Origin of the sequence: Alteromonas sp. 76-1 (assembly GCF_900654235.1) — a bacterium.
GTDB lineage: Bacteria > Pseudomonadota > Gammaproteobacteria > Enterobacterales > Alteromonadaceae > Alteromonas > Alteromonas naphthalenivorans.
In genome coordinates this window covers 2,510,564-2,523,745 of the sequence record NZ_LR136958.1, presented here as the reverse complement: position 1 = coordinate 2,523,745, position 13,182 = coordinate 2,510,564, and the positions used below count along the sequence as shown (strand labels likewise).

Genomic DNA, 13,182 nt, shown 5'->3' with positions numbered 1-13,182 from the left:
AGTCAGACCAATAAATAATCTAACGACAAATTGGGCTCATGTAATGCAGCATGTTCAAAATAATTTTCATTTATTTTATTAATATTTGAACATGCTCTAATTAACATGTTCATAAGTCTTAATTTAATTCATATTGCGACCTCAATAAATAGCCCGATAAATTAGCAATTTTCCAAACATGATTACCCGTCGTCATCATCTTATTTTTAAGTATCGCTAAACTCGATAATAAAAACCGTCTTACTTTCATCTGATTCGACGTACATATCGGCTCCATTGATTTTCATCACAGATTTAGCAATAGTCAATCCAAGGCCTGTACCTTGCCCATCTCTTTGTCGAGATGGGTCAACTCGATAGAAACGATTGAACAATTTGGGAATATGCTGAGGCTCAATTTTCTCCCCGTTATTTAACACCATTATTTTCTGCTTTTTTCCTTTGGACTCCGTTTTGATCTCTACCGTACTATTACTAGGAGCGTGTCTAATCGCATTTGAAATCAGATTTCCTATTGCCTGTCGGAACATGGTTTTATCGCATTGAATAGTAAGGGCGGATGCGGTGACTTGGATGTTTATATGCTTTTCGTCAGCGAGTAAATTAAAGTAATCGAGTAGGCTTGATATTTCCTGTTGAATATCTAAAGGTTCAATTGATGGCTTTATAAGACCGTGCTCGGTTTTAGCTAATAGCAGCATATCACTTACCATTTTCGTCATACGCTCATATTCTTCTAAATTCGAATAAAGTATTTCAGCATATTCGTCATTTGACCGAGCTTGTCCCAACATCACTTGGGTTTGGGTAGTTAAGCTAGTTATTGGGGTTCGTAATTCATGCGCGATATCGGCTGAGAAGTGGGATAGTTTTTCAAATCCATCCTCAAGCCGCTCAATCATGGTATTGAAAGAACTTACTAGAGTGATTAATTCTTCCGGTACCACATCTGGGTTTAGTCGTATATCAAGATTATCGGCGGTGATGGTTTCAATTTTTCGCGTAAGCTTTCTCAATGGTGATAGGCTTCTGTAAATCGCAAAACGCGCAGCTAAGACTGTAATAATGCCCGAACAAATAATGATGCCAATAATCGATTTCAAAAGGCTGTTCATAAATGTCATATGAAATTCCATGTTTGAAGCAACGATGATGGTATAGCTAGTATCATGCGTATTAAAACCTAATTTAATGGCTCTATGCATATGGTTTTCATCGCTAAATAACAGCATGTCTGCGGGATTAATTGATGTGTATGTTTTGGCTGTTTTAGGAAAGAAAGAAAAGTCGGCTCCTTCGCTTGAAAATATTGTATCTCCTTCGGCATCCTCAACATAATAGTACACACCATGATGTCCTGAAACCGCCTGAAATAAAAGCTTACTGGGTTGTACTGACTGATTATGTGACTTTTCGAGCTTTAACTTAATGGCATGAAACACCTCATCAAGCTCATCGGCATCTTGTTCTTGAAAATGATCTTCGATGGAGGTGACTACGAGTGTGCCCATAACGCCCAAACACACAAAGATAGCTATTCCCACAAATACCATTGTTCGAAAGGAAATTGAATACGGCTTTTGCCTTTTAATTTTGCTCTTCATCAGTTGTTAACTTGTATCCCATACCACGAACCGTTTGAATCAATTTAGGGGAAAATGCATCATCAATTTTAGCTCTTAAGCGGCGTATCGCTACATCGATGACGTTTGTATCGCTGTCGAAATTAATATCCCATACTTGAGACGCAATCAAGGAGCGAGGAAGCACCTCTCCTTGTCTTCTGACCATGAGTTCTAAAAGCGAAAACTCTTTTGTTGTCAAGTTAATGGATTGGCCAGCGCGTTTTACAACACGAGACGGGATGTCCATTTGTAAGTCTGCGACTTGTAGCAGGTTGGCAGCTACTGTATTTCCTCTTCGAAAAAGGGTTCTGACTCTAGCCAACAATTCTGCAAAAGCAAAAGGCTTGACTAGATAATCGTCAGCGCCCAGCTCTAGACCCTTTACTCTGTCATTTACACTATCTCTCGCTGTCAAAAACAATACCGGCGTTTGATTGCCAGATTGACGTAATGACTCTAAAATCCGCCAACCATTAATATCTGGGAGCATGACGTCTAATATTATTAGATTAAACTCGCCTGTCATCGCTTTATGATGACCGTCTAAACCATTGCGCACGAGTTCAATGACAAATCCAGACTCTGTTAGTCCTTGCTTTATATAGTCACCGATTTTCTTTTCATCCTCGACTACCAAAATTTTCATAGTTCACTCACGTCATGTTTAATGCGATTTCGGTACTTAGTGTTGCTAAATGTTTAACAAGTGGGTGTTCGAGATTGGATGTTGCAACTCGGGCCAACAAAACGTACCTCACTCACAAGCAATATATTCCAATGCATAAAAATAACCAACGATTGCTCTGACTAGATTACAACATTGTAATGAGCAGGTAATCGCACTGCCATGTTGCTTAACTATACTCTTCAACTGGAACTATATTTAGAATACCTTATCAAAGGTATTTCAAGAATAGTAAAGTCGTATTAGATTATTCATTAAGGGTCGGTTTGGTCAGTAAATGCATTAAAACTGTTTTGCTTATAATATTTTTAAGCACTCAAGTTGCAGATTCGTTTGCGATGTCCAGCCCTGGCTGCGACATGCAAAACGATATGCATGAGCAACACCTTATGGATAACGACCATAATTCATCACAAAATAGCCATGAGACGAGTCAGATGGACGCGGATTGCTGTGGCGACGGGTGTGCTTGTCCACTAGGCATCGTGTCCATCGCGATGCTCGTGAATTTTGACATTTTAACTCCAATCGACTTCAAATCCCTTAAGCCCAACACTTTTATCACGGATGCAGATGATGCTGTCCTTGGTCGCTTGCAACGTCCCCCAAAACGCTCTTTAGCCTAACTCCAAAAATTTGGCGAAGCTCGTCAAAATTCCAATATCGAACGCCGCCCAATGAAGGCTGTGGCCGACATTTAAATTGTTAGAAAGAGAAATCAAATGAAGCCAATAAAATTGCTTTTTACTAAATTAGTGCTGCTTATTTCAGTGACTATCGTCGTTGCATGCACAAATGAATCAATTACTACTGAACAAAACAAGACCAATTCCCAAGATATTGAGCCAAGTTTAAAGTTGGACGTTTTTAAACGCGAGTCGTGTGGATGTTGTCAGGGATGGATTGATCATGCTGAATCTCAAGGCATCCAAACCGATGTAGATGATATTGTTTTTCTCACTACTAAAAAACAAGATCTCGGAATCGAGCCAATGTACCGCTCCTGCCATACATCGGTGTCAACTGAAGGGTATGTTTTCGAAGGTCATATACCCGTCAAATTTATTGTTAAATACTTAGATAATGTTCCGCAAGGCACAATCGGCCTCTCGGTGCCGGGTATGCCTGTTGGCAGTCCAGGAATGGAGAACGGCGATCAATTCAGACCATATCAAGTGTTATTGCTCAAAGATGACGGTACAGCAGAGGTTTTTGCAGAGGTGAATTCGTATGAGGAGCAATTCTGATGAGTGCTTTTAAAGGCCTTGCATGCCTAATTTTGCTTGTTACAACAAGTAGTCAAATATCAGCAGAACAAAAGACCCCCCTTACTTTGCAGCAGGCTGTTGCCCAAGCTATTCAAAAGGACCCGTGGTTGGAAGGTAGCCAATATCGGGAAAACGCAACTATTTCTTCAAGTATCGCCGCAGATACTTTGCCTGATCCAGTTGTGTCATTAGGGTTGGCAAACGTCCCTACTGATGGTTTCGCATTCGACCAAGAGCCTATGACTCAAATTAAAGCTGGCATTTCACAGATGTTTCCTCGTGGAGAAAGCTTGAGTATTAGACGCAAGCAACTCGAAGAATTGGCAACGCAGCATCCATTTATGCGATTGGACAGAATAGCCAAAACACAAGTTGCCGTTTCTATGAAGTGGTTAGACGTTTATCTAGCGCAGCAAAGCATTTCGCTAATTGAGAAAGACAGATCTTTGTTTGAACAACTCAGTGAAATTGCAGAAGCGAATTACTCCTCTGCCGTCGGTAAAGTCAGGCAACAAGATATTATCCGAGCGCAGTTGGAACTAGCGCGACTTGAAGACAGACTCACAAAGCTATCTTCTCAAAAAGAAAGAGCCTCGGCCGAACTTTTAGAATGGTTGACCGGCGGCGATTCAGGCGCGTTCAATAACTCGGTAAATGTTGCCTCTCTTGAACTACCAAAAACGTTGCCAGAAATTGAAGGAATAGAGAACGCCTACTACAAGATATTAAAAGCTAATAATCAACAAATGTTGGCAAATATACTCATCTCGCATCCTCTAATAAGAGCTGTTGAAAGCCGAATAAAGTCTAGTCAGACTGGCATTAAACTAGCGAAACAACAATACAAGCCGCAATGGGGAGTAAATGCCAGTTATGCATATCGAGCAGATGACCAAATGGACAGAAGCCGAGCAGATTTTCTTTCAATCGGCGTTAGCTTTGACCTCCCTTTGTTTACAGAAAATAAACAAGATAAAGAAGTAAGCGCCGCCGTTAACGAATCAGAAGCAATTAAAACTGAAAAACGATTAGTGCTTAGAGGCATGCTTGCTCAAATGCAATCCATTTTTGCAGCAAGAGAACGGCTGTTGGAGAGACAGACCTTATATCGCACGAATATTCTCCAGCAATCAAGCGAACAAGCCGAAGCCTCGTTAACAGCTTATACCAATGATGACGGTGATTTTGCTGAAGTTGTGAGAGCTAGGATTGCTGATCTAAATGCTCGTATTGACGCATTAGAAATCGAAGTCGAACTACTTAAAACAAACATTCAACTAAATTACTTTTTTTCTGAGCAGAGTCTTAAAGCTGTATCTGAATTTGGAGCAAACCAATGAAAACTGTTAACGCAATCGCTATAGGCGTGATAGCAGGCGCTGTAATGACAGCTCTTACCTACTCAATATTACCAAGCTCAAATGACTCACATGATAGTGCGGCGGATGCTGGAGAAAAGCAGCCTTTGTATTGGGTTGCGCCAATGGATCCAAACTATAGAAGAGATGAGCCTGGGAAGTCCCCTATGGGCATGGATTTAGTACCTGTTTACGAAGATGAACAAGGCGCTGGCGATAGCCCAGGTACGGTGAAGATTTCGCCAACTGTAGTGAACAATCTAGGTGTGCGTACTGCTAAAGTGGAAAAGCGGTCTTTGCACGTACCTATAAAAACAGTAGGTTATATCCAATATAATGAGGACACACTCGTTCATATTCACCCAAGGGTAGAGGGTTGGATAGATGAGCTATACGTAAAAGCAGCGGGCGAATATGTCAAAAAGGGCGAGCCACTATACGCGCTTTATTCTCCCGAACTTGTAAATGCTCAAGAAGAATATCTTATTGCCTTAAAACGCTCAAATAAGGAGCTGATAGAGGCTTCAAAAACAAGGTTAAAAGCGCTGCAAATGCCAGAATCTGAGATTCAATCGCTTATCTCAACTGGTAAAGTTCAGCAAACAATAACCTTCTATGCACCCCAAACTGGCTTTGTTGATAACTTGAATGTGCGTCAAGGGTTTTACGTAAAGCCAGGACTGACAATTTTATCAATTGGTGCCTTGGATAAAGTTTGGGTCGATGCTGAGGTGTTTGAGCGACAGTCTGCTCAAATTCAAGAGGGTTTGCCTGTGACTATGACTTTAGAATATCTCCCAGGTAAAGAGTGGACAGGAGAGGTTGATTATATCTATCCAACCCTAGATGAAACGACTAGGACGCTTAAAGTCAGACTGAGATTTACCAATGATGATTATGCACTAAAACCTAACATGTTCGCTCAGGTAACGATCCATTCCGATTTAACAGGTGAGAATTTACTCGTGCCCTCTGAGGCGGTAATTAGAACTGGTAGCCAAGATAGAGTGGTTTTAGCACTTGGAGACGGTAAGTTTAAGTCGGTGTCAGTAGAAGTAGGACAGGTAGTTGATGAATATACAGAGATCTTATCAGGCTTGAGACTCAACGACAAAATCGTTACGTCAGCACAATTCTTACTCGATTCAGAAAGCAGCATTAGTTCTGATTTCAAAAGGATGGAGGAGCCTGAAGCGACTGCGCAGTCGGTATATACCGAGGCGACCGTAAACAGTGTGATGACAGATCATAGAATGATAAATGTTGATCATGGCGCTATTGAAGAGTGGGAATGGCCGAGCATGACAATGGATTTCACCGTTGCCGAAAGCGTCGACATTAATGAGTTGAAAGCCGGCATGTCACTTCATATGGAAATCACTAAAACTGACTCTGGAAGTTTCGAAGTAACCACCGTTCATATCATGGATTCGATGAATGACATGGATAGCTCTGAGGAGAGCACTGATTCAGGTCATGACGCAATGCACAGTATGGAAGAGCCTATTATGTCGGTTTGGACAGAGGCAACCATAAATAACGTGATGATGGAGAGCAGAAAAATCAACGTTGATCACGGTCCTATTGATGAGTGGGAATGGCCGAGTATGACAATGGATTTCGATGTTGCCGATAGCGTTGCTATTGAAGAATTGAAAGCCGGTATGTCACTGCACATGGAAATTGTCAAAACCGACTCTGGAAGTTTTGAAGTGGCAACTGTCCACATCATGGGCTCGATGACAGACATGAACGATACCCAAGACATGGATCATTCTAATCATTCAGACCATCAAGGAGCTCATCAATGATAGCTGCCATAATTAGATGGTCGGTCAATAACCGATTTTTTGTTCTACTGGCTACGCTTATTCTCGTGGGTGGTGGGTTGTTTGCCATTAAAAACACGCCGGTTGATGCATTACCCGATTTGTCGGACGTACAGGTAATTATAAAAACTAGTTATCCAGGACAAGCGCCTCAAGTGGTAGAAGATCAAGTTACCTATCCTTTGACTACCGCAATGCTGTCAGTGCCCGGGGCACAAACAGTGAGAGGATATTCGTTTTTTGGCGATTCTTATGTCTATATCATCTTTGATGACGACACCGACTTGTACTGGGCGCGTAGTCGAGTGCTTGAATATTTATCGCAAGTTGCTCCTAATCTACCCGAAAACGCAAGACCACAATTGGGGCCAGATGCTACCGGCGTGGGTTGGGTTTATCTCTATGCACTTGTTGATAAAACGGGACAAAACGATATCAGCCAACTACGAAGCTTACAGGATTGGTTCCTTAAGTATGAGCTTCAAACGGTGCCAGGCGTTTCTGAAGTTTCAGTTATTGGAGGCATGGTAAAGCAATATCAAGTGCAGGTCGATCCGGAGAAGTTGCGAGCATATGGCATTCCGCTTTCTCACATTCAAACGGCGATTAAGCGCGGAAATCAGGAAGTAGGCGCATCGGTCATCGAAATGGCTGAAGCTGAATACATGGTCCGTGCCACAGGTTACATAGAGAGTAAAAGGGATATTGAGCTCATTCCTTTGGGTGTAAACGAAAATGGAACGCCGCTTTTGGTAAAAGACATTGCTGATGTTCGTCTTGGTCCACAGATGCGAAGGGGGGTAGCTGAGTTAAACGGTGAAGGGGAAACCGTTGGCGGTGTCGTTGTTATGCGCTTTGGTGAAAATGCGCAAAAAACGATTGACGGCGTCAAAGCAAAACTTGAAGACCTTAAAAAAGGCTTACCCGATGGGGTCGAAATTGTCACGGTTTACGATCGCTCTGCACTAATAGAAAGAGCGGTAGACAACCTTGCATCGAAATTAGTGGAAGAGTTTATCGTCGTTGCACTGGTGTGTATTGCATTCTTGTTTCATGTACGTTCGTCACTTGTTGCGATCATTAGTATTCCAGTAGGGATTATCACAGCAATTATCGTGATGTACATGCAAGGTATTAATGCCAACATCATGTCATTGGGTGGAATTGCTATTGCTATTGGTGCGATGAGCGACGGGGCGATTGTGATGATTGAGAATATGCATAAACACATGGAGCGCACCCCCTTAACCAAAGAGAATAGATGGCAAATAGTTGTGGATTCAGCATCTGAGGTGGGCCCTGCATTGTTTTTCAGTCTTCTAATTATAACAGTCAGTTTTGTGCCTGTGTTTACGCTTGAGGCACAAGAGGGGCGCATGTTTTCACCGCTTGCTTTTACCAAAACCTATGCAATGGCAGCCTCAGCAGCTCTTGCAATTACGCTTGTGCCCGTTCTTATGGGATATTTTGTGCGCGGTAAAATACTTGCTGAAAGCAAAAATCCAGTCAATCGTTTCTTAACTTTTTTGTACATGCCGACGCTTAGAACTGTTCTGCGTTTCCCTAAGGTAACGATGTTAGCTGCGGCTTTAGTACTAGCGATAGGTTTGTGGCCTGTGAACAAGATTGGCAGCGAGTTTATCCCACCTTTGGATGAGGGGGATTTGATGTACATGCCAACAACCTATGCGGGTATATCGATTGGCAAAGCCCGAGAGTTGTTGCAACAAACCAATAAGCTGATCAAAACGGTCCCAGAAGTCGAAACCGTGTTTGGGAAAGTAGGTCGCGCTGATACCGCAACCGATCCGGCTCCTTTAACGATGATAGAAACCTTCATTCAATTAAAACCTAAAGAGGAGTGGCGAGAAGGCTTAACAACTGATGATTTAATAAAGGAGTTTGACTCAGTGGTCAAATTGCCGGGCCTAACGAATGCTTGGGTAATGCCAATTAAGACTAGAATTGACATGTTGGCAACAGGTATAAAGACGCCCGTTGGTATTAAAATTGGTGGCCCTGATCTCAAGGAAATTCAGAAAATCGGACAGCAAATTGAAACCATACTTTCCGATGTTAACGGCACTGCTTCTGTTTATTCTGAGCGTGTCGCAGGAGGACGTTATGTCAAAGTAGATATTCAGCGCGAAAAGGCAGCACGATATGGTCTAAACATCGCTGACGTCCAACAAGTTGTCTCAAGTGCTATCGGCGGGATGAATGTGACTCAGAGTGTTGAAGGTTTAGAGCGTTACCCTGTAAATGTTCGTTATCCTCAGTCTTATCGTTCATCGCCTGAGTCCTTATCTTTATTACCTATCGTTACACCACAGGGTAAACGAATTGCTTTGGCCGATGTGGCGGATGTGTATATTGAAGATGGTCCTCCAGGTATTAAAAGTGAAAATGCACGGCTTAATGGCTGGGTGTATGTGGATATCGATGGTGTAGATATTGGTTCCTATGTGGTTTCAGCCCAAAAAGCAGTGAGCGAGCAATTAGTCTTACCGGCAGGTTATTCGGTGAAGTGGTCTGGACAATATGAGTATATGTTGCGGGCTAAAGAGAAATTAACCTATGTGGTTCCTTTGACCATAGCTATCATCGTTATTCTACTGTATCTCAATTTTCGCAACTTCATCGAAGTAGCGATCATTATGGGGACTTTACCACTGTCTATGGTGGGAAGTATCTGGCTGATGTACATAGAGGGTTTTAACTTTTCAGTTGCCGTCGGCGTCGGCTTCATTGCACTTGCAGGTGTTGCCGTAGAAATTGGCGTAATTATGCTTGTTTACTTAAATCAGGAGTATCAAGCCTTAATCGAAAAATGTAAATCTGAGGGCGTCAAACCCACCATAAACATGTTAACTGAAGCGGTTATTCATGGCTCTGGATTACGTGTCCGACCGGTTATGATGACCACAGCGACCATAATATTTGGCTTATTACCCGTACTTTACGGCTCAGGCACTGGGTCTGAAGTCATGAGTCGTATTGCTGCTCCGATGGTTGGTGGCATGGTTAGCGCTTTACTACTGACCTTGTTGGTTTTACCCGCAATTTATTTTCTGTGGAAGAGAAGGCAAATTCAACACTTGCTGGATACTTTCTGATGCTAGCTTCAAGCAAGGAACGACATTTCATAAGAGGACTATTGACATGTAGTAGCGTGGCGAACTTTTTCGCCCGCGACTATGCGTCCGTGACATTCGGCCTATCACCAACGATTCACTTTTTACGACAACAAACAAGAACAACTACATTATTTAAACAAACTATCTATTAAGGAAATAATATGAAATCAATAATCATCGCACTTTTCGTTTTAAGTCTGAGCTTAAGCATACAAGCATATGCTCATACATCGTTGGCCTCATCAATGCCGAAAGACAATGCTATGTTGATGGAAAGTCCAGACAACCTGGATCTCAATTTTGCAGATGATGTGCGTCTTGTTGACTTAAAGGTTAAAAGTAAAAAAGGTGAGCTTGTGGATGTTGGCTTTGAACCTTCGATGGACGCAAACAAAAACTATAGTTTCAGCTTACCTTTGCTTGCTGTGGATACTTACGTAGTCTCATGGACCATTATGGGAGATGACGGTCATAAAATGAAGGGACAGCTTTCATTTATGGTGCATGTGAGCAAAAAAATGAAAGGAATGAAGCACAAAGACATGAAAAATACTTCGATGGATCATTCAGGTATGACTCATTAGTTATTAAGAGTTAAATAGGTAAATCGATATGTTGCCAGAATGGTGGACCGCATTTTTAGTGTTAGGCAAATTCCTAGTCTATTTAGGTATGATGGGTGTTATGGGCTCTAGCGCTACTTTGTTACTTTTAAAAGGCAGCAAGCAGCGCGTAGCATTCAAGGCTCATAAAAGCTGGCAACTGGTTACCTTAAACTATTCTGTTCGCCTTTCAGTTGTTGGCTTTTTTGCTAGTGTCGCTGGTTTTTTTCTTCAGACTGGCTATATGGCGGAGAAAGGATTAGCGGGTATGTTTTCTCCTTTCATGGTGGAGATGATGTGGCACTCACAGGTAGGAACTATTGCCGCAATTCGTAGCGCTATCTTTGTTTTGTTCGCGTTGCTTACGTGGTTTCTATTACAAAAACTCAAACGTGACCAGAGTTTAGTGTCATCCAAGCTACTGCTAACAAGCACCGCAATGTTTTCATTGCCGCTAGCGTTTACTTTTTCCCTGACCGGACATGCTAGTCAGTTTGTCACGTTGGGCGAAATTCAAATTTTTATCCATTCCCTCATTGGTTTGACATGGGTAGGCTCGTTATACCCACTGATTACTGCTTGTAGATTACTCAATCACTCCGAATTAGCTTTCGTCATGAAACGTTACGGTAACATTGCCATAGTGTTGGTGTTTATCTTAGTCACAGTTGGTGTAGTAATGTTGATACAGCTACTGTCTTCCCCATCGACCCTTATATTCACTGAATATGGACTTGCCTTTTTATCCAAACTTTTTGCAGTTGCTCTAATGCTCACGTTAGCAGCTGGGCATAAGCTTTTTTGGGTACCTAGGCTACCTAAGGATCAAAATGTGCGCTTTAAATTACTCAAATCAATCAAATTTGAGTTCATTATTGGGCTTTTCATTTTGTCTCTTACAGCGCTGTTAACTACTGCGCTGAGCCCGAACCTTTAACATAAATAATCGGCGTTTTCGCCAAAATAAGAAAAGGAAAATGTTTATGAAAATGACTGCTTTAAGACCCTTGACTGTTTTTGCATTTCTATTGTCATTTAGTGCAGTAGTTAGTGCTCATGGAGATGAGAAACACAACGAAGAATCACAGTACTTTAGCGGAACAGATTCTGATGCAGCGACGTTAGTGCTTAAATTTCATAAAGCTTTAGAAACAGGGAATGGCGACTTAGCTGCAAGCCTTTTGGCAGATGATGTTTTAATTTTTGAAGGAAAGGGTGTGGAGCGAAGCGCCCAAGAGTATGCAAGTCATCATATGCTCTCTGATATGAAGTATTTGTCACAAATGCAAATTGAGCTTATAGAGCATCATGTAAAAGAAAACGGCACATATGCAATATCTTTGTCGAGAAGCTTGGTGAAAGGGCAATACAAAGGAAAAGAAGTAAACCATATTGGGAACGAAACCATAGGTTTAGAAAAGTTGAATGATGATTGGAAAATCACGCATATTCATTGGTCTAATTAAAAACACCGCGCTGTCGACTTCTTGTTATTAATGGGGCGGCAGCGTTTATCTTATTGCCAAATTTTTTTCCACCTTTCGCATTTTCATGCTAGTCCGCTTAACGCTCCTGCAAGTTAATTACTACACAAAGTTTGATTACCAAAAGGTAATTAAATTGTAATGCTTCTGCCGTGAAACAACGTTTATTTTGAATTACAGTTACATTTCAAAATTTGATGCAATAAGCAGATTTTGTTTGCATCGAAAGACAGAAATCATTAACTCAACAACAAGGAAATTGAATATGAAAACCTACTTATAATCGCTTTTTCCTCACTTTTGATGTTTTCCCCATTAAGTATCACCAGTGCGCATCAACACAGCGATAAATCGCATATGCCGATGAATATGATGGATGATGCATCGATAGAAAAGATGAATGAACACATTACAAAAATGAACAGTGCCTTAGAGAAAATAAAACAAGAAAACGACCCAGCGAAACGAGAACAAATGCTCAATGAGCATGCTAAAAGCATGCAAGACATGATGGGCACGATGCATCACTCTAAAGGTGATTCAAGCATGATGCATGGCAAGGAAATGTCTGCTGAAATGAAAATGTCCATGATGGAAAAGCGCCTTCAGATGATGGAAAAAATGATGGAGCATACCGTAGAAAAATCCAAAAAGGTGCATGAACACAAATAGATATCAAGCAACTAATATGCATGCTGGTTTGCGCCGCTTAATAGCAAGGTAGTTGCGTTTTGAGCTAAGGATAAACGTATTAAGGGAATTTGAAATGAATAAAACACTTAAATTAGCGACACTGATATTAATCGCAACTGCGCTTCTAAGCGGTTGTGCCAACAGTTTATACCATGATTATGTAATGAGCGGCCAAGTTGCTAGTGTTAAAGGTGACAACACTCTTCTTATTTGCGTTGCAAACACAGAAAGCCTCGAAACAGGCGATGTATTTAACGTTTACAGAACGGTAATGGATAAGCTTGTTATAAATGAGGGTGAAACTGGCTATTCTCGTGAGTTTGTGGGAAAAGTGAGGCTCGGAGAAAAGCAGGATGAACACTTTGCAAGCGCTAGTGTGGTCACAGGAGAAATATACCAACATGATATGGTGGAGTTCGATAAATAATTAAACATTGCTCAAACCAATAAAGGGTAGCAATTGCTGCCCTATTTTTTCATTCGCTCTCCTGATTAATCAAG

General features: G+C 41.5%; 11 protein-coding genes. 9 read left to right on the top strand and 2 right to left on the bottom strand.

The window, feature by feature from the left end; genetic code table 11:
• Window positions 1-206 precede the first annotated feature (206 nt).
• Together ALT761_RS10845 and ALT761_RS10840 are read right to left on the bottom strand one after the other, a co-directional pair.
• Window positions 207-1,604, bottom strand: coding sequence for a heavy metal sensor histidine kinase (locus tag ALT761_RS10845; protein ID WP_032094236.1), 1,398 nt, complete (start codon window positions 1,602-1,604; stop codon window positions 207-209).
• A complete protein-coding gene (locus ALT761_RS10840) occupies window positions 1,588-2,271 on the bottom strand; it encodes a heavy metal response regulator transcription factor (protein WP_013783912.1) in 684 nt (227 codons plus the stop codon). Before ALT761_RS10840 ends, ALT761_RS10845 begins: the two co-directional genes overlap by 17 nt.
• Window positions 2,272-3,032: 761 nt before the next feature.
• Here ALT761_RS10840 and ALT761_RS10835 point away from each other — a divergent pair.
• From ALT761_RS10835 to ALT761_RS10795, 9 genes are all read left to right on the top strand, one after another.
• Complete coding sequence (locus ALT761_RS10835; protein ID WP_052009992.1) at window positions 3,033-3,557, top strand: DUF411 domain-containing protein; 525 nt, start codon at window positions 3,033-3,035, stop codon at window positions 3,555-3,557.
• A complete protein-coding gene (locus ALT761_RS10830; protein WP_032094234.1) occupies window positions 3,557-4,918 on the top strand; it encodes a TolC family protein in 1,362 nt (453 codons plus the stop codon). The genes ALT761_RS10835 and ALT761_RS10830 overlap by 1 nt, the downstream gene beginning before the upstream one ends.
• A complete protein-coding gene (locus tag ALT761_RS10825) occupies window positions 4,915-6,747 on the top strand; it encodes an efflux RND transporter periplasmic adaptor subunit (RefSeq protein WP_032094233.1) in 1,833 nt (610 codons plus the stop codon). The genes ALT761_RS10830 and ALT761_RS10825 overlap by 4 nt, the downstream gene beginning before the upstream one ends.
• Window positions 6,744-9,881 (top strand): efflux RND transporter permease subunit, encoded by a 3,138-nt coding sequence (locus ALT761_RS10820; RefSeq protein WP_032094232.1) that lies wholly within the window; start codon window positions 6,744-6,746, stop codon window positions 9,879-9,881. The genes ALT761_RS10825 and ALT761_RS10820 overlap by 4 nt, the downstream gene beginning before the upstream one ends.
• 182 nt (window positions 9,882-10,063) lie before the next feature.
• Window positions 10,064-10,486 carry a copper resistance CopC family protein gene (locus ALT761_RS10815; protein WP_032094231.1) on the top strand — a complete coding sequence of 141 codons (423 nt, stop codon included), beginning with the start codon at window positions 10,064-10,066 and terminating at the stop codon, window positions 10,484-10,486.
• Between the two features lie 28 nt (window positions 10,487-10,514).
• Window positions 10,515-11,441 carry a copper resistance D family protein gene (locus ALT761_RS10810; RefSeq protein ID WP_032094230.1) on the top strand — a complete coding sequence of 309 codons (927 nt, stop codon included), beginning with the start codon at window positions 10,515-10,517 and terminating at the stop codon, window positions 11,439-11,441.
• A 46-nt stretch (window positions 11,442-11,487) separates the two neighbouring features.
• A complete protein-coding gene (locus ALT761_RS10805) occupies window positions 11,488-11,970 on the top strand; it encodes a YybH family protein (protein ID WP_032094229.1) in 483 nt (160 codons plus the stop codon).
• Between the two features lie 321 nt (window positions 11,971-12,291).
• Window positions 12,292-12,660 (top strand): hypothetical protein, encoded by a 369-nt coding sequence (locus ALT761_RS10800; protein ID WP_052009991.1) that lies wholly within the window; start codon window positions 12,292-12,294, stop codon window positions 12,658-12,660.
• A gap of 94 nt (window positions 12,661-12,754) precedes the next feature.
• On the top strand, window positions 12,755-13,108 hold the full coding sequence (locus ALT761_RS10795) for a hypothetical protein (protein WP_032094227.1): 354 nt from the start codon (window positions 12,755-12,757) through the stop codon (window positions 13,106-13,108).
• Window positions 13,109-13,182: the final 74 nt, after the last annotated feature.